The sequence below is a fragment of the Halohasta salina genome (assembly GCF_024178165.1).
Taxonomy (GTDB): Archaea; Halobacteriota; Halobacteria; order Halobacteriales; family Haloferacaceae; genus Halohasta; species Halohasta salina.
In genome coordinates, this window is record NZ_JAMZIE010000001.1 from 187,683 (window position 1) to 209,197 (window position 21,515).

24 protein-coding genes and 2 tRNA genes are annotated in these 21,515 nt (G+C 64.7%); 11 read left to right on the forward strand and 15 right to left on the reverse strand.

Translation table 11 applies throughout. The features are described from left to right. Positions 1-27: 27 nt before the first annotated feature. Together NKJ34_RS00870 and NKJ34_RS00875 are read left to right on the forward strand one after the other, a co-directional pair. Complete coding sequence (locus NKJ34_RS00870; RefSeq protein WP_253736372.1) at positions 28-765, forward strand: DUF5781 family protein; 738 nt, start codon at positions 28-30, stop codon at positions 763-765. 42 nt (positions 766-807) lie between these two features. Then, a complete protein-coding gene (locus NKJ34_RS00875; protein WP_253736373.1) occupies positions 808-2,445 on the forward strand; it encodes a potassium channel family protein in 1,638 nt (545 codons plus the stop codon). A gap of 26 nt (positions 2,446-2,471) precedes the next feature. Here the strand turns inward: NKJ34_RS00875 and NKJ34_RS00880 are convergent, their stop codons facing one another. The 12 genes from NKJ34_RS00880 to NKJ34_RS00935 all read right to left on the reverse strand — a co-directional run bounded on the left by NKJ34_RS00880 (position 2,472) and on the right by NKJ34_RS00935 (position 11,953). Further along, positions 2,472-3,698 (reverse strand): hypothetical protein, encoded by a 1,227-nt coding sequence (locus tag NKJ34_RS00880; RefSeq protein ID WP_253736374.1) that lies wholly within the window; start codon positions 3,696-3,698, stop codon positions 2,472-2,474. A 136-nt stretch (positions 3,699-3,834) separates the two neighbouring features. Then, positions 3,835-4,548: an urease accessory protein UreF gene (locus NKJ34_RS00885; protein WP_253736375.1), complete on the reverse strand. Its 714-nt coding sequence runs from the start codon at positions 4,546-4,548 to the stop codon at positions 3,835-3,837. Next, a complete protein-coding gene (gene ureE, locus NKJ34_RS00890; RefSeq protein ID WP_303647399.1) occupies positions 4,541-5,167 on the reverse strand; it encodes an urease accessory protein UreE in 627 nt (208 codons plus the stop codon). The genes NKJ34_RS00885 and ureE overlap by 8 nt, the downstream gene beginning before the upstream one ends. 19 nt (positions 5,168-5,186) lie before the next feature. Then, positions 5,187-6,110 (reverse strand): urease accessory protein UreD, encoded by a 924-nt coding sequence (locus tag NKJ34_RS00895; RefSeq protein ID WP_253736376.1) that lies wholly within the window; start codon positions 6,108-6,110, stop codon positions 5,187-5,189. Beyond that, complete coding sequence (gene ureG, locus NKJ34_RS00900; RefSeq protein WP_253736377.1) at positions 6,107-6,727, reverse strand: urease accessory protein UreG; 621 nt, start codon at positions 6,725-6,727, stop codon at positions 6,107-6,109. Before ureG ends, NKJ34_RS00895 begins: the two co-directional genes overlap by 4 nt. Then, positions 6,727-7,053 (reverse strand): urease subunit gamma, encoded by a 327-nt coding sequence (locus NKJ34_RS00905; protein ID WP_253736378.1) that lies wholly within the window; start codon positions 7,051-7,053, stop codon positions 6,727-6,729. Before NKJ34_RS00905 ends, ureG begins: the two co-directional genes overlap by 1 nt. After that, entirely contained in the window at positions 7,050-8,762 is a 1,713-nt protein-coding gene (gene ureC / locus NKJ34_RS00910) for an urease subunit alpha (protein WP_253736379.1), read from the reverse strand. The genes NKJ34_RS00905 and ureC overlap by 4 nt, the downstream gene beginning before the upstream one ends. Beyond that, positions 8,759-9,142, reverse strand: coding sequence for an urease subunit beta (locus tag NKJ34_RS00915; protein ID WP_253736380.1), 384 nt, complete (start codon positions 9,140-9,142; stop codon positions 8,759-8,761). The genes ureC and NKJ34_RS00915 overlap by 4 nt, the downstream gene beginning before the upstream one ends. Before the next feature lie 226 nt (positions 9,143-9,368). Continuing rightward, a complete protein-coding gene (locus tag NKJ34_RS00920; protein ID WP_253736381.1) occupies positions 9,369-10,229 on the reverse strand; it encodes an energy-coupling factor ABC transporter ATP-binding protein in 861 nt (286 codons plus the stop codon). Then, positions 10,226-11,017, reverse strand: coding sequence for a cobalt ECF transporter T component CbiQ (gene cbiQ / locus NKJ34_RS00925; RefSeq protein ID WP_253736382.1), 792 nt, complete (start codon positions 11,015-11,017; stop codon positions 10,226-10,228). Before cbiQ ends, NKJ34_RS00920 begins: the two co-directional genes overlap by 4 nt. After that, positions 11,007-11,315, reverse strand: coding sequence for a PDGLE domain-containing protein (locus NKJ34_RS00930; RefSeq protein ID WP_253736383.1), 309 nt, complete (start codon positions 11,313-11,315; stop codon positions 11,007-11,009). The genes cbiQ and NKJ34_RS00930 overlap by 11 nt, the downstream gene beginning before the upstream one ends. Next, positions 11,312-11,953, reverse strand: a complete 642-nt coding sequence (locus NKJ34_RS00935) for an energy-coupling factor ABC transporter permease (protein WP_253736384.1) — start codon at positions 11,951-11,953, stop codon at positions 11,312-11,314. The genes NKJ34_RS00930 and NKJ34_RS00935 overlap by 4 nt, the downstream gene beginning before the upstream one ends. A 101-nt stretch (positions 11,954-12,054) precedes the next feature. Here NKJ34_RS00935 and NKJ34_RS00940 point away from each other — a divergent pair, with 101 nt between their 5' ends. The 6 genes from NKJ34_RS00940 (at position 12,055) to NKJ34_RS00965 (ending at position 17,788) form a co-directional block, all read left to right on the forward strand. Beyond that, the gene (locus NKJ34_RS00940) at positions 12,055-12,471 is read left to right on the forward strand and encodes a CopG family ribbon-helix-helix protein (protein ID WP_253736385.1); all 417 of its coding nucleotides are present in this window, start codon (positions 12,055-12,057) and stop codon (positions 12,469-12,471) included. A gap of 433 nt (positions 12,472-12,904) precedes the next feature. Beyond that, a complete protein-coding gene (locus NKJ34_RS00945) occupies positions 12,905-14,185 on the forward strand; it encodes an urea ABC transporter substrate-binding protein (RefSeq protein WP_253736386.1) in 1,281 nt (426 codons plus the stop codon). A 3-nt stretch (positions 14,186-14,188) separates the two neighbouring features. Continuing rightward, complete coding sequence (gene urtB / locus NKJ34_RS00950; RefSeq protein WP_253736387.1) at positions 14,189-15,142, forward strand: urea ABC transporter, permease protein UrtB; 954 nt, start codon at positions 14,189-14,191, stop codon at positions 15,140-15,142. Next, a complete protein-coding gene (gene urtC, locus NKJ34_RS00955; protein ID WP_253736388.1) occupies positions 15,139-16,323 on the forward strand; it encodes an urea ABC transporter, permease protein UrtC in 1,185 nt (394 codons plus the stop codon). The genes urtB and urtC overlap by 4 nt, the downstream gene beginning before the upstream one ends. Beyond that, positions 16,320-17,093: an ABC transporter ATP-binding protein gene (locus NKJ34_RS00960; protein WP_253736389.1), complete on the forward strand. Its 774-nt coding sequence runs from the start codon at positions 16,320-16,322 to the stop codon at positions 17,091-17,093. Before urtC ends, NKJ34_RS00960 begins: the two co-directional genes overlap by 4 nt. After that, positions 17,090-17,788: an ABC transporter ATP-binding protein gene (locus NKJ34_RS00965; protein ID WP_253736390.1), complete on the forward strand. Its 699-nt coding sequence runs from the start codon at positions 17,090-17,092 to the stop codon at positions 17,786-17,788. Before NKJ34_RS00960 ends, NKJ34_RS00965 begins: the two co-directional genes overlap by 4 nt. Positions 17,789-17,873: 85 nt before the next feature. Here NKJ34_RS00965 and NKJ34_RS00970 read toward each other — a convergent pair. Continuing rightward, a tRNA-Ile gene (locus tag NKJ34_RS00970) sits at positions 17,874-17,948 on the reverse strand. A 205-nt stretch (positions 17,949-18,153) separates the two neighbouring features. Next, a tRNA-Asn gene (locus NKJ34_RS00975) sits at positions 18,154-18,226 on the reverse strand. Positions 18,227-18,325: 99 nt separating this feature from the next. Between NKJ34_RS00975 and cca the strand changes: the two genes are divergently transcribed. Then, positions 18,326-19,690, forward strand: coding sequence for a CCA tRNA nucleotidyltransferase (cca, locus tag NKJ34_RS00980; RefSeq protein ID WP_253736391.1), 1,365 nt, complete (start codon positions 18,326-18,328; stop codon positions 19,688-19,690). A gap of 27 nt (positions 19,691-19,717) precedes the next feature. Here cca and NKJ34_RS00985 read toward each other — a convergent pair whose 3' ends face one another. After that, positions 19,718-20,041, reverse strand: coding sequence for a ribbon-helix-helix protein (locus NKJ34_RS00985; RefSeq protein WP_253736392.1), 324 nt, complete (start codon positions 20,039-20,041; stop codon positions 19,718-19,720). Positions 20,042-20,126: 85 nt separating this feature from the next. On the opposite strand from NKJ34_RS00985, the gene NKJ34_RS00990 reads away from it, so the two are divergent. After that, positions 20,127-21,056: an HhH-GPD family protein gene (locus NKJ34_RS00990; RefSeq protein WP_253736393.1), complete on the forward strand. Its 930-nt coding sequence runs from the start codon at positions 20,127-20,129 to the stop codon at positions 21,054-21,056. A 47-nt stretch (positions 21,057-21,103) separates the two neighbouring features. Next, positions 21,104-21,511 (forward strand): transcriptional regulator, encoded by a 408-nt coding sequence (locus NKJ34_RS00995; protein WP_253736394.1) that lies wholly within the window; start codon positions 21,104-21,106, stop codon positions 21,509-21,511. Positions 21,512-21,515: the final 4 nt, after the last annotated feature.

A 21,515-nucleotide genomic window follows, 5' to 3' on the forward strand; every position in this document is an offset into this window, starting at 1 on the left:
AGCGCTCGCCCCATGATACAGTCACACATGGATCTGCGAGTAAAGGGGACCGTCGCTCCGGACCCGTTTCTGAGTGCGGCCGCGCTGCTGGAAACCGAGTATACACTCTCGCGGCCGGTCGACGTCCAGATCCGGGAGAACCCCGACGAGCGGACGTGGGCGGCCCACTACGAGGACCGCCACGTCCTCAACATCTCCCGACAGGCCGCCACCAGCGTGATGGCCCGCGAACTCGCCCTGCATGAGTTCGCCCACATGGCTCGCTACGAACAGCGGCATGCCTCCCACCGCCAGTCGACCGAGGAGGCGCTCTTTCTCGCACTGGCTGGCAAATCAGTCGAGCGCCGGAAGCTCAGCCACTGCTACCAGATCGCCAACCACATGAAGGACGTCTACGCCGACGACATCACCCTCGAGTTGGCCCCCGCGACCAAGCTGATCGATTTCTTCGCCGCGAAGCTCGGGACGGCGATCGCCGACCGGCCGGCCGAGGGACCGCCGGACTCGCGGCTCGAAACCCCGGGGGCCGACCCTGAGATCACCGCGGTCAACGCTGCCTTCGCCCTCGGACTGCTCGAACGCCACGGGCTGGTCGACAGCAGCCACCGATTGTACGATCTCGCGCACGCAGCGGCCGCCAACGCGCCGGCGGTCGACCTCGAAGCGTTCAAAGATCGGTTCAAATCACTCGGCGACGAACCCTCCGAAAGCGAGTACCGCAAGGCGTTGGTCGACGTGACGCGGGCCTACGCCACCGCCGAGTAGGCCAAACGGAAGGGCTTTTCGCGGCGAGTGGTATCCGGTGGTATGGGGCAGGTACGACGGCGGGCGATCGGCTACGTCATCGGGATCGCGGTGATCATCCTCGTGTCGGCGGTCGCCTACGATGTCGGGAGTCGAACCTACGAGCCCGACTACTCGTTTTCGTTCCTCCAGTCGGTGCAGTTCGTCGTCGAGACGTTCACCGCGACCGGCTACGGCTCGCATGCGCCGTGGGAGAGCCCCCAAATGAACGTATTGGTGATGCTGCTGGATATCACCGGCGTCGCGCTGTTTTTCGTCGCCCTCCCCGCGGTGTTCCTGCCGGTGTTCCGGCAGGCGCTCTCGACGTCGGCCCCCACGAGTGCCGACCCGGAACTGGCCGACCACGTGATCATCTGTACCTTCTCCTCGCGGGCCGAGACGCTGATCGACGAGCTGGATGCCGACAGCGTGGAGTACGTGCTGATCGAGGGCGACCGCGACCGGGCCGACGAACTCTTCGACCGGGGGCTGCCGGTCGTCTACGCCGACCCCGAGTCGGTCGCGGGGCTGGAGGCGGCCAACGTCGGCTCGGCGCGGGCGATCGTCGCCGACGTCTCCGATCGGGTCGACGCGAGCATCGTACTGGCAGCCCAGGAGGCCAACGACGAGGTGCGGGTGGTGAGCGTCGTCGAGGACCCCGACCGCGAGCGCTACCACCGACTGGCCGGCGCCGACGCCGTGGTCTCCCCCCGGACGATTCTCGGGGAGAACCTCGCGGGGAAGCTCACCGCCGCCGCCCGGGCCGATCTGGAGGCCGCCATCGAGATCGGTGACTCGTTTGCGGTCGCCGAAATTCCCATCGACCGTGACGGGCCGCTGGCGGGGTCGACGCTGGCCGAGAGCGCGATCCACGACCGCTACGGGGCGACGGTCGTCGGCGCGTGGCGCAACGGCGACTTCCAGATGCCGCCCGATCCGGAGATGGTCCTCGACACCGGGGTTACGCTGATCGTCACCGGTGAGGAGCCACAGCTCGACCGGCTCGAAAGCGAGGCGACCGCGGCGGTCAGATCGTTCGGCCGCGGCGAGACCGTCGTCGTCGGCCACGGCGAGGTCGGCGGCATCGTCGCCGACCGACTCGCGGCGGCCGACCTCCCGCATACCGTCGTCGACACCGACGATCGGGAGGGCGTCGACGTCGTCGGCGACGGAACCGACCCGGCAGTGCTCGAACGGGCCGGCGTCACCGACGCCCGGTCGGTCGTGTTGGCGCTGCCCGACGACACCGCCACCGAGTTCGCCACACTGATCGTCCGCGATCTCAACCCCGACGCCGAGATCATCGCCCGCGCCGAGTCGGCCGGCGCGATCAACAAAACGTACCGCGCGGGCGCGGAGTACGTCCTCTCGCTGTCGACGGTCAGCGGTCGGGCGATCGCCGAGGAGATCCTCGACGACGAGGAGATCCTCTCGATGGACACTCGCATCGAGTGCATTCGGACGCCCGCCCCCGGACTCATCGGCGAGACGCTGGCGGGGGCCGACATCAGGGGACGGACCGGGTCGACGGTCGTCGCCGTCGAACGCGACGGCGAACTCCACACCGATCTGTCGCCGACGTTCCGGATCGAACACGGCGACGAGTTGGTCGTCGTCGGCACCGATGCATCCGCCAGCCGGTTTGTCGAACTGTTCGGCTAACCCGTCTCCCGCCGGTATTCGGCGGGTTAGATCGTAAACGAGACGGTGTAGGTGGCGGTTTCCTCGGTGCCATCGAGGGTAATGTCGGCGGTGTAGTCGCCTTTCTTGGGGTTTTCGACGCCGTCGATCGTCACGATCACCGGGCCGTCGATGTCGGTGTCGTACCGTCCGTCGAGGTCGAACGTCGCCGTCGACCCCGAGTAGTTGCCCGTGTTGACATCGATCGTGGTCGGCTGATCCTCACCTTGGCGGGTGATCTCGACGGTGACGTCCTGTTCGGTCAACCCATCGAGGCTCGCCCCCTGGTTGCCGCCGGGGTAGTCGACGGTGATCGTATCGACTTCCCCTTGGTAGTCGATGAAGCCGGTACTCCACGTGTGGATCGAACTCGTGTTCTGTTTGGCGGGGTCGAGATCCAGATCCCACTCGCCGCCGACGATGATCTCTCGGGAGACGCTGGTGTCCTCGGTGGCGACGACGAGGTCGACCGACGGGGCGTCGTCGGTCGACGTCGTGTAGCTGAACGTGTCGCTGTACGAGTCGCCGGCGTCGAGGGCCTTCGTCGTCGACTCCTCGCCGCTACCGGCGGTGATCGTGATCTCCTGATTGCCGGGGCCGGTACCCGTGTTCGTGATCGTGTAGTCGGCGACGAGATCGTCGCCGACGGTAACCTCCGACGGCGCGCTGTCGATGGCGGGTTCGTAGAACGCCGCATCGCCGGTGACCCCCATCTCCGCGCTCAGGGTGCGGCTGTCCGTTCCGGTATCGAAAGTCATCTCCGGCTCGTAAACGCCCGAACCGGGGTTCGTGACTCCCTCGATGGTCACTTTGGCCAGCCCTTCGATGTTGGTGTTGAAGTTCCCCGCGAGATCGAACGTATCGGTCGACCCCGAATAGCTGCTGTCGACCTTGTTGACCTTGATCTCCTTCAGATCTCCGTCGCCGCTCCGGTCGAGTTCCACGATGACGTCCTTCTCGGTGAGGCCATCGAGGCTGGTCCCGGCGGGGTAGTCGACGGTGATCGTGTCGACGTCGTCGTCGATAAAGAGGTAGCCGAACTCCCAGACGTGTGTCGATTCTTGGCCGGCCGAATCCGGGATCAACTCCAGTCTGGTCTCGGTGTCCATCGGGACGACCGTCTGGAAGTTCGCCAGCGCCGACGCCGAGTTCGCGAAACTCGCCATCGTCCCGCTGAGGGTGAGGCTGATCGTCGCCAACGCGCTCGCGCTGAGAATGAAGTACCGACGTTTCATCTATGGCCCCGGCCGTCCCGCCCCCCGTCGGCAACGAGTGGGTCGACGAGACAGTACTACCAACAAGTAGGAATCACAGATATATCAATATTTGTGTGTGCCGAGAGAGCCGGCGGGAGCTCCGTGATCGGGCGGCTCAGCTCATAAACAGCCGGCGGTCGGCCCGCTCGTGGCGCATTCCCATCACGTCGGCCAGCGGCGCGAACGAACACATCGCTTCGAGGTCGGCGTCGTGATAGCGGTCGCAGACGGCCTCGATGGTCGGGAACAGCCCCGACAGCGCCGACTGGATCTCGGTGTGGCCGAACCGGCCGAGCCGCTGGGCGGCTCCCAACAGCCCGGTGACCGTCGAGTAGGCACCGACTAACGCTGCCTCCCGTCGACCGATCCCGGCCCGCTGGCAGAGTAGGCCGAGAATAACGGGGTAGTGGCCGGCGGTCTCGCCGGCATCGAGCGCCGCGGCGTACTCCTCGACCAGTTCGTCGCCCGCAGCCCCCTCGAAGGGGCCGTCGGCGTCGGCCAACAGATCCAGTAGCTTGCCGCCGGCTTTCGTCGAACTCTCCCGAAACTCCGCTGGGAGCGTCGAGGCCGCGAGTCGCTCGTCGGCCGCGAGCACGCCGTCGAGATCGCCGGCCGCCGCCGACCGGTGGGCGCAGCCGAGCGCCACCGTCTCGGCCGGGCCGACGATCCCCCGGAGGTAGCCTGCCACGAGGTCCGCGAGGTCGCCGGTGGTCTCGATCCGCCCCTCGTTGAGGTACTGTTCGATCCCGTAGGAGGCGGTGTAGGTCCCCACCGGCAGCATCGAATCCGAGAGCCGCAGCGCCGTCAGGAACGCCGCCGACTCAGTCATGGCTATGCCCTCCGTCGTGGGAGTGGCTGTGTTCGTGGTCCTCGTCGTGACTGTGGCCGTGGTCGACGTCCGGTCCGTGATCGCGGCCGTGATCCGCTCCGTGATCGTGGCCGTGACCCGCTCCGTGGTCGTGGTCCGGCGTCGACTCCTCGACGAACCGGTCGGCGTCGACGGTTTCGTACCGCGTTTCGGCCCCCTCGGGGAGATACGGCCCGAGCACGTCCTCGATGATCGCCCGGTCGGCTTCGACCGGGATGTACACCGTTCGGTCCTCGACGGCGATATCCCAGTGTTGGTTGCCGATCCGATGGCCGAGTTCGACCGTGGCCGCGGGCGTCGACTGGGGCAACTCGATCACGAACGCCTCGCGGGACTCGAAGGCGACGACGACCGCGCGGTCGTCGTCGCAGACGAGGACGTCGCCCGCGGCGAGTTCCGGTTTGTCGACCAGCACGCCGAGGTCGGTCCCGGTGTCGGTTGCGACGCGGAGCCGGGACTTCCGGCGATCGGCGCTGTCGAGGGTGACGGTTTCGAGGGTACCCGCGGCTTCGTGGGCGGCGATCGCGTCGGCGAGATCGGGATCGTCGACGTTCCCGACGATGCCGTCGACGCGGATCATCGCCGTCCCTCCGATCGTATCATCGCTTTTCCTCCCCGATCGGCGCGCCGACGCCGAGCAGTGCCCGTCGGCTCTCGTCCCACGCCGCCTCGATGGCTGCGGTCACGTCGGCACTCCGGTCGCCGAGTACCCGAACTGTGAGGCCGGCGTCGTCTTTCAAAAGCGATGTGCCGCCGTGAACGTCGGACGCCTCGGCGAGTCGGTCGTGAATCCCGTCTGCGAGCCCATCGAGGTCCTCACAACTGGGTGCGAAGACGTAGAGCGTGCCGACGACGCCGAACTCGCCGACGGTCGCCGGATCCCGCGGGTCCCGTTCGTCGGGCCGGAGGTCGACCGCGTCCGCACAGACCAGTGCGTCGTCGACTGAGGCCTCCAGTCGGCTGTGGTAGTGGTCGAAACTGAACGGCTCGTGGTTGGTGAGGCCATTGGGAACGAATACGTCGCCGACGATGACCGTCGCGTCGGCGGCCATCTCGACGCTCGTCGTCTGGAGACACCGAGCGTTCTCGTTGAGAATCGTCGGCCCCGGCAGGTATTCGAGATACGCCCCCGAGTCGGCGACGAGCGTCGCGTCCAGATGGGCGTAGCTGGCCTTCATCGTCTGGACTTTCGTCGCGCTTTGCGTTGTCACGTGTGCGCGCGCACCCGGACGAGCCTCGACCGAGAGGGTGTGGCGGTCGCCTTGGGTGACTGCGCCGGTCGGATCCTGCAGGCAGATCGTCGTCAGCCCCGGTGCTGGATCGGAATCGAGGGTCCCGGTGAGGTGGTAGGGTACCTTCACGTAATCCGACACCAGCCGGGTTGGATTGTCGCCCTCGCGGGCCACCACCAGCTCGGCGACGCCGTTCTTCCCGTGGCCGAACGCCGGCGACTGTGGCAGGTGTTGCTCGCCGTACTCCCGGAAGGCAGGCGGCACAGGCGGGCTGTCGGTGTTCGTGCTCACGCGAAGAGGACACTCCGTTCGATCAGGTCGACGACCTCGTCGATCCCCTCTTCGGTCTTGCAGTTCGTGAAGACCGTCGGCTCCTCGCCGCGGACCCGCTCGGAATCGCGTTCCATCAGGTCGAGGTCGGCGTCGACGTACGGCGCGAGGTCCTTTTTGTTGATGACGAGCAGGTCGGCCTGCGTGACGCCCGGCCCGCGCTTGGCGGGAATGTCGTCGCCCTCGGCGACCGAGATGACGAACATGAAGTAGTCCGCCAGTTCGGGATTAAATGTCGCCGCGAGGTTGTCGCCGCCCGATTCGACCAGTACCACGTCGAGGTCGGGGTGGCGCTCGGTGAACTCGTCGATCTTGGCGAGGTTCATCGAGGGGTCCTCGCGGATCCCGGTGTGTGGACACGCGCCGGTCTCGACACCGGCGACGAGGTCCTCGGGCAGTCGACCCTCGAACGAGGCCTGTAGCTGCTCGGCGTCGGCCTGGGTCATGATGTCGTTGGCGATCACGCCGACGTTGTAGCCAGCGTCGTCGAGCCGCGGGACGAGCCGTTTGACCATCGCCGTCTTTCCCGAGCCGACCGGCCCGCCGAGGCCAACGGTGGCGACGTCTCTGTGACCCATCAGTCGAGTTGCTCCGCGCTGTCGGCCCGGATCGGTTCGTGGACCGTCACCAGTTTCGTGCCGTCGGGGAACGTCGGCTCGACCTGCACCATGTCGACCATCTCGGGGACACCCTCCATCACGTCCTCCCGACTCAGGAGACTGGTCGCCTCCTTGCGGATCTCGGCGACGCTCATCCCCTCGCGGGCGCGTTCACAGACCCAATCGGAGATGTAGGCGACCGTCTCGGGATGGTTGAGTTCGATGCCTCTGTCCTTCCGGCGGCGCGCGAGTTCGGCCGCCATGAAGATCGTGAGTCGTTCGTTGTCCTTTGGTGAGAGTTTCATAGTGTGTACCGCTGTGCGAGTGGGATCTCCTCGGCCGGTTCACAGGTGACGTGTTCGCCGTCGACTTCGACCTCGAAGGTTTGGGCGTCGATCTCGATGTCGTCGGGGGCGTAGTCGTTGTGCAGCATATCCGACTTGCCGACCTCCCGCGTGCCCTGAACGGGACGGACCGTCGAGTCGAGATCGAGCTCCTCGCCGATGTCGTTCTCGTAGGCGGCCTGACTGACGAACGTCGTGCTCAGGGCGTTTTTCGCTTTGCCGACCGCGCCCATCCGCGAGCGCTGCATGACGGGCTCGCAGGTCATCAGCGAGCCGTTGGCCTCGCCCATCTCGGAGTGGACCGGGAAGCCGCCCTTGATGACGTACTTGGGTTTGATGCCGAAGAACGCCGGCTCCCACAGCACGATGTCGGCCATCTTGCCGACCTCCAGCGAGCCGATGTAGTCGTCGATGCCCGCGACCTTCGCGGGGTTGAGGGTGTATTTGGCAACGTAGCGCTGAATCCGGCTGTTGTCCGCGCCGGTGCCCTTGTCGGCCGGCAGCGGCCCGCGCTGGGCCTTCATCTTGTGGGCGGTCTGCCACGTCCGGCAGATGACCTCGGCCATCCGCCCCATCGCCTGGGAGTCGGAGGTCATCATGCTGATCGCGCCCATGTCGTGGAGCACGTCTTCTGCAGCGATCGTCTCCGAGCGAATCCGCGACTCGGCAAACGCCACGTCCTCGGGAACGTCCGGATTCAGGTGGTGACAGACCATCACCATATCGAGGTGTTCGTCGAACGTGTTGGTCGTGTAGGGCATCGAGGGGTTGGTCGACGACGGCAGCATGTGCTCGTGGCCGATGAGTTCGAGCACGTCGGGGGCGTGACCCCCGCCAGCGCCCTCGATGTGGAAGGTGTGGATCGTCCGGCCGTCGATGGCGTCGAAGGTGTCCTCGACGAACCCTGATTCGTTCAGGGTGTCGGTGTGGATACAGACCTGGACGTCCTCCTCGTCGGCGACCGTTAGCGCGCTGTCGATCACCGCCGGGGTCGACCCCCAGTCCTCGTGGAGCTTCAACCCGCAGGCCCCGGCTTCGATCTGCTCCATGATCGGTTCGGGCTGGCTGCTGTTGCCCTTGGCGTAGAACCCGACGTTCATCGGGTACTCCTCGGCGGCCTGGAGGAACCGCTTGATGTTCTCGGGGCCGGGCGTACAGGTCGTCGCCCCGCCGCCGTAGCCGCCACCCATCATCGTCGTCACGCCGCTTGCGAGGGCGTGTTCGAACAGTTCCTTGCTGTTGAAGTGAACGTGGATGTCGAACGCGCCGGGCGTCGCAATGAGGCCGTCGGCCGGCACCGCGTCGGTGCTCGGGCCGATAATCAGGTCCTCGTCGACGCCGTCCATCGTATCCGGGTTCCCGGCCTTGCCGAAGCCAGCGACTTCGCCGTTCCGGACGCCGAGATCGCCTTTCCGGACGCCGAGGACGGGATCGATGAGGACCACGTTGCTGTAGACCCAGTCGAGGGCTCCCTCGGCCTGGGTGGTCCCCGGCTGCATGCCCATCCCGTCGCGCATCGTCTTGCCGCCGCCGAAGACCGCCTCGTCACCGTAGGTGGTGTGGTCGGTTTCGATCTCCGCGAGGAGGTTCGTGTCGCCAAGCCGAACCCGGTCGCCCTCCGTGGCGCCAAAGAGGCTCGTGTAGTTCTCCCGGGAGAGTTCGCGGCTCATTCGTCGACCCCCAGATACCCCGCTTCGGCAGCGCGTTCAAGCGCTGCCTCCTTTACCTCCTCGTCGTCGAGTGGGCCGTCGACCAGCCCACCCATCCCCTTCATGATCCGGTTGCCGCCGAAGGCCACGAGGTCGACGTCCTCCTCACAGCCGGGCTCGAACCGGATCGCCGTCCCCGCAGGGATGTCCAGCCGCATCCCGTAGGCGGTTTCGCGGTCGAAATCGAGGGCCGGATTGCACTCGAAGAAGTGGAAATGCGAGCCGACCTGCGACGGTCGATCCCCGGTGTTCTCGACGGTGACCGCCGCAGTCTCGCGGTCGGCGTTGATCACGACCGGTTCGTCGTCGGTCAACAGTTCTCCCGGAACGAGGTCACTCATCGGCGACCACCATCCGTAGTCCCTGTGCCGCTATTGATCAGTTGTATCAACATAACACGCTCTGATTTGTATAACGTAAATAAAGTCCTTTCTTTCAGCGTAAATCTGACATTCTAATCGGACAGATGGTAAATTATTAGCAATGAAGCGGACTTGAATTGACTATTTGTCCACTCGAAGACCGTCGGAAAGGAGTGTGGTGCGAATCCGGCGTCGACAGTCGTCGTTAGCGCTGGTCAAGTCGACGGCGAGCTTCCTCGACCGTCAGTGGCACGGGCTCGTCGCCCTCGAACAGCCGGACGACCTGCGGTGGGCGGAGGTTGCAGTCGGCCAGCAGTTCGGTATCGGTGAGGATCTCCCGGGTCGACCCCGAGGCGACGACCGAGCCGGTGGCATCGAGTAGCAGCACCCGGTCGGCGAGATGGGGCAACAGTTCGGTGTCGGGCGTCGAGGTGACGAGCGTGACATCGTCTGCCGAGAGTTCGCCGAGCAGGTCGAGGATCTCGCCGCGGTTGGCCGCGTCGACGTTGCTCAGCGGCTCGTCGAGCAGGAGGACGTCGGGTTCGACGGTCAGCGCGCTGGCGAGTGCCGCCCGTCGCTGTTCGCCGCCGCTGAGGCGGAACGGCGGCTTCGAAAGGAGTTCAGTCAGCCCGAGGCGCTCGGCGACTGCTTCGATTCGACGGTCGACACGCTGCTGTGGTACGTCCTGCTGGGTCGGCCCGTAGGCGAGGTCCTCCCTGACGGTCGGATTGAACAGGTAGTCGGCGGGGTTCTGGGTGAGCACGCTGAGCCGGTCGCGGATCGAATCGGCGTCAGTCGTCGACCCGAAGTAGCTGACCGACCCCGCGTCGGGCTCGATCAGTCCGCCGAGCAGTTGGAGCAACGTGGACTTGCCAGCGCCGTTCGGACCCAAGAGTGCGACCCGCTCGCCCTGTTCGATCCGGACGTCGACGCCGTCGAGTGCGGTGGTTCCATCGGGATAGCTGTAGCGCAGCCCCGTCGCCTCGATGACGGGAGCGGCGTCGACAGCGGCGGCGGTGTCGGCTATCGGATCGGCGGTGGCATCGCCGTCAACGCCATCGGTCATGCGATGATCACACCGACGACGGTTGTGAGGACGACCAGCCCGAAGGCGAGGTCGGCCCGGCCGAACCCGGCGGCAGGCCGGTGTGTGGTCCCTCCGGTCCCCCCACGGGCGCGGGCGGCCCGCCCGACGCGTTCGCCGCGTTCGAGGCTCCGCAGCAGGAACGTCCCGATGAAGTTCCCCGAATCCCGCCACGTCCGCCGGAGGTCGGGGTCGGTCAGCGTTCGACTCCGGCGGGCCCGGACCATCCGTTCGAGTTCGGCGAAAAACACGAGCAAATACCGGTAGGTGATCGCCAACAGGAAAACGGCGAGCCGCGGCACGCGGAGTCGGTCGAACCCCGCCAACAGCGTCGAAAACCGGGTCGTCAACAGCAGCAACGATAGAAAACCGACGCAGGCAGCCACCCGGACGGTGAACGTCACGACGTAGTCGACGCCCTCGACCGACAGCGGCAGGGCTGCGAACCGTGGGCCCTCCATCAGAACCGCCTGCGGCGCGACGACAACGGCAGCGACCAGCGGCGGTCCACTGAGTCGACCGAGGAACGTTCGGGCCGGGATGCGGGAGGCCGCCGCCAGACACCCCGCGAGGCCGACCAAGAGGCCGACAACCCACAGCTCCCGCTGGACGACTGTGACCGCGACCAGCAGCACGATCCCCACGAGCTTCAGACTCGGCGTCACCGCCTGCAGAAAGCCGTTCCGAGTCGGGAGCTCCTCGGTCAGGAGGAACCACTGGGCACGGGCCGCGATCCCCGCGACGGTTCGGTCGAGCAGATCACTCCGCATTCGGTTCGGAGCCGAGTAGTCGACCGATTCCCAGCGCGACGATGAGCGTCAGTGCCGTTCCGACGACCGCCGAAACGAAGGTGCCGGTCGCCGCACCGAGGCCCGCCACACTGTAGTCGGGGAGAAGGGCGATTCCAACGGCTTCGGCGCTGTCGACCGCACCTGTTGCTTCGGCCGCGTTTTCGAGGGGTTCGGCGTAGCCGACCGCCCCGGCCGCCCACCCGAAGACGGGCGCGAGCAGCGTCAGGACGACCAAAGCTGCCAACGCACGCGGCAGCCAGTCGGGGAGATGGCTCACGAGAGGCTCACCTCCGCGTCAGCGGTCGGTCGGAGATCGGGCCGCGCGTCGGCGAGGTATCGGTAGACAACTGCCGTAATGCCACCCTCGATCAGTCCGAGGACGAGGTGGCCGACGCCCATGATCGACAGCGTCGTCAGCAGTTGGTACTCGAAGGCCGACGAGAAACCGAGTTGGAGCCCAGCGGTCAGCGCGCCCGCGGTGATCCCCAGCCAGCCCGCCGCGAAGGCCGCCCGGAACTCGCCGTAGGGTGCCAGCAGGCGATAGATCCCGTAGCCGACGTACACCTCGACGATGGCCATATTGAACACGTTTGCCCCGAGGACCACGAGCCCGCCGTCGCCGAACACCAGTGCCTGAATCGTCACGACGGTCGCCACACACAGCGCGCCGAGGTGGGGTCCGAGCAGGATGGCCGCAAAGGCCCCACCGACAAAGTGGGCGCTCGTTCCGCCGGGAATAGGCCAGTTGAGCATCTGTGCAGCGAAGATCCCCGCCGCAACCACACCCAACAGCGGAGCGCGGCTCTCGGGGACCTCCCGACCGACGCGGCGGGCGGCGAGAGCTAGAATCGCCACCGACAGCACGCCGAACAGCACGGCAATCGTTATGTCGACGTATCCGTCCGGAATATGCATACCTGCGGTATATTTCGACCGACGGATAATACTTTGGTATCGTGCAGTATTATTGGCCCGAAGCAGCCATACATATGTGTCTCCCGTAAATTGATGGACGTATGACTGACGACATCGGGCGAATCAGCCTCACGCTGCCCTCGGAGATGATCGGCCGCCTCGACGGCATCGTCGACGACTGGGAGTACGACAGCCGCTCGGAGGCGGTGCGAGACTCCCTGCGGGACTTCTTCGGGACCTACGAGTGGGAGACCGGCGGCGATGGTCCGTTTCACGGCACCATCGTCGTCGTCCACGACCACCACGTCGACGGACTGGCCGACGACCTCCAGACGATCCAGCACGAGATGGCCGATGTGATCACGTCGGTCCAACACATCCACCTCTCCCAAGACACCTGTATGGAGACGCTAGTCGTCACCGGCCCCGGCAGCGAGATTACCGACCTCGCAAACCGGCTGCGGGCGCTCAGCGGCGTCCAACAGGTCAAAGCCATCGTCGTCGACGAACAGCACTGACTACCACCTCAACGGGGGTCGACGAGTCCAGCGCGCGAGACCACCGTGTGTTCCGAGTCGGTGGTCGAACCGGTAACTGTAGCCGCTTTCATCGTTCGGTAGACGCGAGACTGTAAATGTATCTACACTGACAGAAAAACGACAGATGCGTCTCATATCTATATATTCAAAACTACTCGGATATAAGTATACGTATATTCGATTTTCAGTCGACAAAAACACAGTAAAACGCAATTTATTGAATATATAAGGACATACAAATACCTCACATCCCCCTACGAGAATATATTTTGTTGTACAAATCTGACTGAAAACATTTATATGTGACAGCCATGTGCACCGTTCTGTCGAATATGAGTAGACAAACGACGTCAAAACGAACTGACCAAGCCGAATATGCACACAATTTTGCTGTTACTGTTAGTGATCGTCAATGAACCCTGATCGTCTCTCTCGACGCTCGGTTCTGGCGGCAGCTGGGACCGGACTCGGTGTCTCGGTTGCGGGCTGTTCTGGCGGCGGCGGTAGCAGCTCCGAAAGTGACACGATCAAGATCGGCGTGCTCGAGGATCGTTCGGGCAACTTCTCGCTGGTCGGCACGCCGAAGTGGCGTGCCAGCAAGCTCGCTATCGAGGAGATCAACGAGAACGGCGGGATCATGGGCAAACAGATCGAGCTGTTCGATCCGGACCCCCAGTCCGACAACCAACGCTACCAGCAGCTCACCGAGCGGCTCATCCAGCAGGAAGAGGTCGACGCGCTGTGGGCGGGCTACTCCTCGGCGACCCGCGAGGCGATCCGCCCGATCATCGATCGGGAGGACCAACTGTACTTCTACACGACCCAGTACGAGGGCGGCGTCGCCGATGAGAACGTCTTCTGTATGGGGCCGACCGCACGCCAGCAGCTCGGCAGCGTCGTCCCCTACATGATCGAGAACTTCGGGACCGACATTTACACGATCGCGGCCGACTACAACTTCGGCCAGCTGTCGGCCGACTGGGTGAAGGTCATCGCCCAGGAGAACGGTGCCTCGGTCAACAACGAGGAGTTCATTCCGCTATCGAACCAGAACTTCGGGTCGACGATCAGCAATATCCAGGAGGCCGATCCGGACTTCGTGATGGCGATCCTCGTCGGCAACAACCACTCGTCGTTCTGGAACCAGCGAACCTCCGCGGGCCTCGACATTCCGATGGGCACCTCGACCGTGATGGCCCAGGGCTACCAGCACAAACGCCTCGATGCACCCGCTCTCAAAGACGTCTACGGCGGGTTCAATTACATGGAAGAGATCCCGACCGAGCGCAACGAGGATTACGTCAGTCGATACTACGACCGCTGGCCGGACGCCGGCTACGCCAACGAGGAGTCGGTCAACAACTACTTCTCGATCTACATGTACAAGGAGGCCGTCGAGGAGGCCGGCACGACCGATCAGAAGGCCGTTCGGGATGTCCTCGAAAGTGGCATGGAGATTACCGGCGACAAATCCCCGGAAGGCGACATCAGCCACCAGGGACCGGTTCACCACATGACACACAACATGCGTGTGATGAAGTGTGACGCCGAGCACAACATCACCGTCGAGGACGAACGGCGGATTCCCGAGCAGTTCCTCTCGGAGACCGTCGGCATCGATCTCTCAGGCAAAGACGACGGGATGGAGAAACAGTTCACGCCGACCGATTACTACGACGCAGCAGGAGAGTAACTGATGACATCGGGCCTCGGCGCAACCGGCACGCCCACCCCTCTCGTCATCGGCGACGTGTTGGGGGCGCTCGACAGCATCGGCGTTCCGGTCCCACAGCTCCTGCAGATGGCCGATAGCATCGCGTTCATCATCCTCGCGGCGATCGGACTGACGATCATCTTCGGGATGATGGGCGTGATCAACCTCGCTCACGGCGAGTTCATCATGATGGGTGCCTATATCACGACGCTGTCGGTCAACGTCGTGGGGCTGCCGCTCCCGGCTGCGATGGTACTCGGCGCGCTCGGCACCGCAGCCTTCGGCGCAATCATCGAACGCACAATCGTCAGACAGCTCTACGGTCGACTGCTGGACTCGATGATCGTCACCTTCGGTCTGGGACTGATCTTGACGCAGGGAACCCGGATCATCTTCGGCAACTCCCTGCAGTCGATCGGCACCCCCTTCGGCAACGTTCCGGGGTACACCTATTCGGGGTACCGCGTGCTGCTGTTGTTCGCAGCGATCGCCGTCCTCATCGGTGCCTACCTCGTGTTCACTCGCACCGAGTTCGGGATTCGCGCGCGAGCGACGATCCAGGACCCCGAGACCGCCCGCGCGATGGGCGTCGACACCGACCGGATGTACACCGTCACCTTCGCCATCGGCTCCGGCCTCGCCGGGCTGACCGGCGCGCTGTACGCGCCCTCGGCGACGATCGTCCCCAGTATGGGACAGGCGTTCCTCGTCGAGTCGTTCGTGACGGTCGTCACCGGTGGGTCGACGGTGTTGCTCGGCACGACGCTGGCCGGTGGCGTCCTCGGCACGATCGACGCGATCTTCTCGAACCTCTACGGAAACTTCATCGGGCAGATCGCGTTGCTCGTTACAGCCATCATCGTCATCCGACTGCTGCCGGATGGACTGACCGGCCTCGCAAACACAATCCGTGACAAGCTGGGTGAACGCCAATGATGGATGTGAGCCTGCCACCACGACTCGGCGGTATCGCCGACAAACTGAACGGCCCGAACACCCTCGGCAACTCGCCGGCGTTCTGGGCCGCCTTCGCCGTCGGCATGGCCCTGATGGTCGCCTACCCGCTGGTTCAGGGCTCCTACGCAGCGGGACAGACCTCGCTGTTCTTGGTCTACGGGCTACTCGCGCTGTCGTTGTCGCTCATCTGGGGATACACCGGCATCCTGAGCTTCGGCCAGGTCGCCTTCTTCGGCATCGCCGGCTACACCTACGCCATCGTGAGCCTCAACCTCGGCGGCGTGTTCGGCCAGACGGTTGCGCTGCCAATCGCCGTCGCGGTCGCGACGCTGTCGGCGTTCGTTCTCGGCTACTTCATGTTCTACGGTGGGGTGCGGGATGTCTACGTTGCCATCCTCACGCTCGTCGTGACGCTCGTCCTCGAGACGTTCATGGCACAGACTGCGGGTTCCGAGTGGTCGGTCGGCTCCGTCCAACTCGGCGGCTTCAACGGGATTCCGGGAATCAGAAACTTCGCACTCGGCGTCGAAGGCGCGTCGATCAGCCTCTCTGGGTCGGGGTTCTACTGGTTCGTGTTGGGGCTGTTGTTGCTCACGTATTTCGGTGCCCGCGTGCTCGTCAACGGCAAGTACGGCTACGCGCTGGTGGCGATCCGTGAGGACGAGGAGCGAACCGCGATGCTCGGCTACAACGTGAAAAAAGTGAAGCTGGCCGTGTTCACGCTGTCGGGCGCGCTCGCTGGGCTCAGCGGCGTCCTCTATGCGACGTGGGGCAACTACATGGATCCGAGCGTGTTCACGATCACGTTCGCAACGATCCCCATCGTCTGGGTCACCCTCGGCGGCCGGGAGTCGCTGCTCGGTGCGATCGTCGGCACGATCATCATCGAGCGGCTCCGGCTGTGGTTCTCGGTCAACGCCTCGGAGTTTGCGATCGTCTTCGTCGGCGTGATCCTCATGATCTCGGTGCTCGTGCTTCCACGGGGGATCCTCCCGGGCATCAGAGACGTCTACGTATTCTTCGACAAACACGGCGTCCGCGAGGGAATCGACCGCGGCCGCGAGACAGTCCAGACACGTGTCCGAACACTGTTGGGTTCGGCTGGCGTCGACGTCTCTGAGACCGACACGCCGACCGGCTCGGAGGAGGTGGTCGAATGAGCACTCCGGAGGACATCAACGTCAGACAGAAGCCGGCGGTCGCCGCGACCGGCGGCGGGACCGAGACGATACTCGCGACCAAACAGCTCACCAAGAAGTTCGGCGGCCTCACAGCCACCGATAGTGTCGACTTCAGCGTCGAACGGGGTGAGCTCCGCTGTCTGATCGGCCCCAACGGGGCCGGGAAATCCACCCTGCTGGAGTTGATCACCGGCCAGCTGTCGCCCACCGAGGGCGACATCTACTTCGACGGTCACGACCTGACCGATATGGAGCCACACGAGCGAATGGACGCTGGGATCAGCGTCAAGTTCCAGTCGCCACACATCTACGAGAGCCTCTCGGTCGCCCAGAACCTCCGGGTGCCGCTTGAACGGACCGACCGGGATATCGAGGAGGTCCTCGAGAAGACGCTCGACCGGATTTCGTTGTCCGAGAAGGCCGACGAGCCGGCAAGCGACCTCTCCCACGGCGAGAAACAGCGCCTCGAAATCGGGATGGCAATCACGCTCGACCCGACGTTCATGCTGCTTGACGAGCCAGTCGCCGGGATGTCCGTGGACGAAACGGCCGACATCGCCGAGCTGATCCGCTCGCTGCACGACGACGGGATGACGTTCCTCGTCGTCGAACACGACATGGAGTTCGTCCGCAAGATCTCCGAGCAGGTGACGGTCCTCAATCAGGGGTCGATCCTCCGACAGGGACCCATCGAGGAGATCGAGAGCGACGAGGAGGTCCGTCGGATCTACCTGGGTGAGAACGCATGAGTCTCGACATCACCGGCCTGAACGCCGGCTACGACGGCACCCCAATCCTCAGGGACGTAGAGTTCAGCGTCGACGACGGCGAAATCGTCGGGATCGTCGGCCGCAACGGCGTCGGCAAGACGACGCTATTGAAAGCGATCATGGGGCTGCTCGAACCCGAGACCGGACGCATCCGGTACGGCGGCGAAGAGCTGACGACGATGGGGGCCGACGAACATGCCCAACTCGGGATCGGCTACGTCCCACAGGGCCGTGACGTGTTCCCCGACCTGACCGTCAGGGAGAACCTCTTGGTCGGCGAGTCCGTCGGCCGTGACGACGAAACGCGGTACGAACAGGTGTATGAGTACTTCCCGATCCTCGAAGAGCGCGCCGACCAGAAGGCGGGCACGATGAGCGGTGGCCAACAGCAGATGCTCGCTATCGGCCGCGCGCTGGTCGGCGACCCCGACCTGCTGTTGGTCGACGAGCCCTCGGAGGGTGTCCAACCGTCGATCGTCCAGTCGATCACCGAGGACCTCCGAGCGATCAGCGACGAGTTCGGCACGACGATCCTCTTCGTCGAGCAGAACTTGTCCGTGATTCAAGGGCTGGCCGATCGGTGTTACGCAATCGACCACGGGAAGATCGTCGACGAACTCGACGGCGACGCACTGGCCGACCGCGGCCAGCTCGAAGAGTATCTCGTCGTCTAGTCCGGCCCCGTTTCATCTGCTGTTCGGCCGTTCTCGTTTTTATACAGTCCACATACCTATTTTCTCAGTCAAAGGACCAGCATAATGGGCCCTGTCGGATTCGAACCAACGACCACCGAGTTATGAGCTCGGCGCTCTAACCGGACTAAGCTAAGGGCCCTTAAACCGAAATACCGGCTAGTCCCATATGAGGCTGTCGACACGCCGTGCGTAGACGGGGACCCACCGTTCAGTCGACCACCGGTCCAGCAGTCGGCTCGGCACCAACAGCCCCCGCGACCGAGGCTCAACCGTGCCGAGACGACCACAGCCGCGACAGTTGGCACTCGGAGCCGACGCTCCTCGTGAATTGTTCCGAGAGAAGACGCCGTCGCCAGGGCTCGAACCTGGGACCACCTCGTTAACAGCGAGGTGCTCTACCATCTGAGCTACGACGGCCCAACGCAACCAAAGGTAGTCGGATGCATTTAATAGGGCTTTCGTTTTCCACCCGACGGAAGCGACATGCTTTCACACGCCGTCGCGCAATCCGGCTGTATGAGTAGTCTCGACGACGTGTTGTCGACGGTCCACGAGCGGGTTACCCCGACGGCCGACGAGCGCCGGCGGCTGTCGGCGACGGCCGACCGGCTGATCGCCCGCGCCGAGAAGGCCATCGACGACCGCGACCTCGCGGCCGACGTGCTCCAAGTCGGCTCGACCGCCCGCGGGACGTGGCTCGCTGGCGACCGCGATATCGACCTCTTCGTCCGGTTCCCGCCGGATCTCCCACGGGAAGACCTCGAAACCCATGGGTTAGCGATCGGCCACGACGTCCTCCCCGAAGGCCATCAGGAGTACGCCGAACACCCCTACGTCAAAGGCGAAGTCGACGGCTTCGACGTCGACTGCGTTCCCTGCTACCGCGTCGACTCGGCGACCGACATCCGGTCGGCGGTCGACCGCACGCCGTTCCACACCCAGTACCTTGATGCCCGGATCGACGACGAGCTCGCCGGCGACGTTCGGGTGTTCAAACGCTTCCTCAAGGGGATCGGGGCCTACGGCAGCGACCTCAAGACCCGCGGTTTTTCGGGCTATCTCGCCGAGCTGCTGGTCGTCGAGTACGGCGGCCTCAAACCGCTGTTGGAGGCGGCCGCCGACTGGTCGACGCCCGTCGAGTTCGATCCCGAGGACCACGGCACCACGACGTTCGACGACCCGCTGGTCGTAATCGATCCGACCGATCCCGACCGTAACGTGGCCGCCGTCTGTGCGGCCGAGAACGTTGCCCGGCTCCAACACTACGCCCGCGAGCTGCTGGCCGACCCCGATCTCGCGCTGTTCTTCCCGCCCGATCGGGAGCCCCTGTCCGTCGACGCGGTCCGCGAGCGGTTGGCTGACCGGGCGACGACACCGCTTGCGATCGGGTTCGAGACGCCCGATATCGTCGACGATCAGCTCTACCCACAGCTCGACAAATCCCTCGCCGGGATCGAGTCGGGGCTCGAAAACCACGGCTTCGAGGTCTTTCGGTCGGCGCGGTTGGTCGGCGACGACGGCGGGACGGCACTTCTGCTCGTGGAGTTGTCGACCGCCGAACTCCCGGCGGTCGAACGCCACGAGGGGCCCCCGGTGTCGGTCCGCGAGCACGCCACCGGCTTCTACGAGACCTACGTCGACGACGAGTCGTGTGTCGGGCCGTTCCTCGATGGCGACCGCTACGTGGTCGAACGGCCACGGGAGTGGACCGACGCCGCCGCCTATCTCGACAGCGATGCGATCTTCGAGGTCGGCCTCGGCGTCCACGTCGAAAGCGCGCTCGAAGACGGCTACGACCTGCTGGTCGGCAGCGAGGCGGTGGCCGAACTGGTCGACACCCTCGGCGCGTGCCTGACCGACTATCTCGACCCACGGCCCTGATATCCGATTCTGTGGGTCGACGCCGGTCTACATCCGGTAGCGGTTCGAGTCGTCGAGCGACGGGAGGCTGTCGCCACCGGTCATCTCGTCGTAGGTCATCCCGCTCAGGTACTCGTCGTAGGTCACGTCGTACCCCGACCGGAGATGGAAGTCGAGATCGCCGGAGTCGACGGTCTGCCGATACAGCAGGTGGACGCCACGGCGGATGAGTTCCGCGGGGTCGTCGGTCTCGAAGGCAGCCGCCAGCATGGCGAGTTCGTTTTTCGTCTCCCGATCCAGCGAGACGACGAACTCGTCGTCGAGTGAGCTGTACTCGTCGGTGATGTCCTCGGTCAGTTCGTCGAGACTCATACCGGCGTCTGGGCCAGCAGACGGAAACGCGTTGCTGTTCGGCTGGATCAGCACCCCTAAACCGCCCGCGTGCGGAGCGTCGACAATGAGCGATTCGGGCGCAGACGGCGAGGGAGCCCTCCGGGACGACGACACTCTCGATGCGATCCGGTCGGCCCTGATCGAGTGGTACGAGACCGACCACCGCGAGTATCCGTGGCGGCAGACCGACGACCCCTACGCGATTCTCGTCTCGGAGATCATGAGCCAGCAGACCCAACTCGACCGGGTGGTTGCGGCGTGGGACGACTTCCTCGAGGAGTGGCCCACCGTCGAGGCGCTGGCCGACGCCGCCCGCGGCGACGTAGTATCATTCTGGAGCGACCACAGCCTCGGCTACAACAATCGCGCCAAGTATCTCCACGAGGCCGCCACGCAGGTCGTCGACGAATACGACGGCCAGTTCCCCGAGACGCCCGACGAACTGCAGGAACTGATGGGTGTCGGCCCCTACACCGCCAACGCCGTCGCTTCGTTCGCGTTCAACAACGGCGACGCCGTGGTCGACACCAACGTCAAACGCGTGCTGTATCGCGCCTTCGGGGTTCCGGACGACGATGCGGCTTTCGAGACTGCCGCGGCCGACCTCATGCCCGCGGGGCGCTCGCGGGTCTGGAACAACGCGATCATGGAACTCGGCGGGGTTGCCTGCGAGAAGACGCCGACGTGTGACACCGCGGGCTGTCCGTGGCGCGAGTGGTGTCACGCCTACGAGTCGGGCGATTTCACCGCGCCGGACGTCCCGACGCAGCCGAGTTTCGAGGGCAGTCGACGACAGATGCGCGGGCGGGTGATCCGGACGCTCGGCGAGTACGACGAACTGACACTCGACGAACTGGGGCCGCGGGTCCGGGTCGACTACGGCGGCGAGACTGGCGAGGCGTGGCTTCGCGAGCTACTCGCCGACCTACGGGACGACGGACTCGTAGAGATTGATGCCGACAGCGAGCCGACCGTCGTCCGCCTCCAGTCGTGACGGTTGGGAGGTAGCTTTACATAGATCTCTTAGTTAGTAGGCGTATAATGGTCAAGTCGACAGTCCGGTTTTCGGATGCGGTAATGGACCGGGTCGAGGAGTTGGTCGAGGGGGAGACGTTTTCGAGCAAATCCGAGTTCCAGCGGTTTGCCGTCGAGTTCGTCCTCTCGGAGATCGACGACTACGAGCCCGAGATGCTGGATTTCGACGACGTTCGCGACGAGGTGTTCCCGGATGACTCGGCGTTTACTGATGAGGGGGTCCCCGAACCGGGCGCGGAGTTCTACCAGATCGCCGCCCGCGTCCGGCAGTTTGCCATCCGCGGCGAGATCGAGACCGCTCACGACCTGATCGACACCCATTATCCGGCGACCGATCCCCGAAGCCTGCTACTCGACGACATCGTCGAAACCTACCGGACGCCGGAGGGCGGACAGTCCGCCGCCCAAGAGTAACGCT

Excerpts from the sequence above, each read along its gene's own strand:
- cbiQ (WP_253736382.1), bottom strand. The coding sequence starts at position 11,017 with ATGCGGAGTGATCTGCTCGACCGAACCGTCGCGGGGATCGCGGCCCGT.
- ureG (WP_253736377.1), bottom strand. The coding sequence starts at position 6,727 with ATGGGTCACAGAGACGTCGCCACCGTTGGCCTCGGCGGGCCGGTCGGC.
- NKJ34_RS00875 (WP_253736373.1), top strand. The coding sequence starts at position 808 with ATGGGGCAGGTACGACGGCGGGCGATCGGCTACGTCATCGGGATCGCG.
- urtC (WP_253736388.1), top strand. The coding sequence starts at position 15,139 with ATGATGGATGTGAGCCTGCCACCACGACTCGGCGGTATCGCCGACAAA.
- NKJ34_RS00905 (WP_253736378.1), bottom strand. The coding sequence starts at position 7,053 with ATGAAACTCTCACCAAAGGACAACGAACGACTCACGATCTTCATGGCG.
- NKJ34_RS00885 (WP_253736375.1), bottom strand. The coding sequence starts at position 4,548 with ATGACTGAGTCGGCGGCGTTCCTGACGGCGCTGCGGCTCTCGGATTCG.
- NKJ34_RS00990 (WP_253736393.1), top strand. The coding sequence starts at position 20,127 with ATGAGCGATTCGGGCGCAGACGGCGAGGGAGCCCTCCGGGACGACGAC.
- NKJ34_RS00915 (WP_253736380.1), bottom strand. The coding sequence starts at position 9,142 with ATGAGTGACCTCGTTCCGGGAGAACTGTTGACCGACGACGAACCGGTC.
- NKJ34_RS00880 (WP_253736374.1), bottom strand. The coding sequence starts at position 3,698 with ATGAAACGTCGGTACTTCATTCTCAGCGCGAGCGCGTTGGCGACGATC.
- NKJ34_RS00985 (WP_253736392.1), bottom strand. The coding sequence starts at position 20,041 with ATGAGTCTCGACGAACTGACCGAGGACATCACCGACGAGTACAGCTCA.
- NKJ34_RS00960 (WP_253736389.1), top strand. The coding sequence starts at position 16,320 with ATGAGCACTCCGGAGGACATCAACGTCAGACAGAAGCCGGCGGTCGCC.
- NKJ34_RS00935 (WP_253736384.1), bottom strand. The coding sequence starts at position 11,953 with ATGCATATTCCGGACGGATACGTCGACATAACGATTGCCGTGCTGTTC.
- NKJ34_RS00870 (WP_253736372.1), top strand. The coding sequence starts at position 28 with ATGGATCTGCGAGTAAAGGGGACCGTCGCTCCGGACCCGTTTCTGAGT.
- cca (WP_253736391.1), top strand. The coding sequence starts at position 18,326 with ATGAGTAGTCTCGACGACGTGTTGTCGACGGTCCACGAGCGGGTTACC.
- urtB (WP_253736387.1), top strand. The coding sequence starts at position 14,189 with ATGACATCGGGCCTCGGCGCAACCGGCACGCCCACCCCTCTCGTCATC.
- NKJ34_RS00940 (WP_253736385.1), top strand. The coding sequence starts at position 12,055 with ATGACTGACGACATCGGGCGAATCAGCCTCACGCTGCCCTCGGAGATG.
- ureC (WP_253736379.1), bottom strand. The coding sequence starts at position 8,762 with ATGAGCCGCGAACTCTCCCGGGAGAACTACACGAGCCTCTTTGGCGCC.
- NKJ34_RS00995 (WP_253736394.1), top strand. The coding sequence starts at position 21,104 with ATGGTCAAGTCGACAGTCCGGTTTTCGGATGCGGTAATGGACCGGGTC.
- NKJ34_RS00965 (WP_253736390.1), top strand. The coding sequence starts at position 17,090 with ATGAGTCTCGACATCACCGGCCTGAACGCCGGCTACGACGGCACCCCA.
- NKJ34_RS00945 (WP_253736386.1), top strand. The coding sequence starts at position 12,905 with ATGAACCCTGATCGTCTCTCTCGACGCTCGGTTCTGGCGGCAGCTGGG.
- NKJ34_RS00920 (WP_253736381.1), bottom strand. The coding sequence starts at position 10,229 with ATGACCGATGGCGTTGACGGCGATGCCACCGCCGATCCGATAGCCGAC.
- ureE (WP_303647399.1), bottom strand. The coding sequence starts at position 5,167 with ATGATCCGCGTCGACGGCATCGTCGGGAACGTCGACGATCCCGATCTC.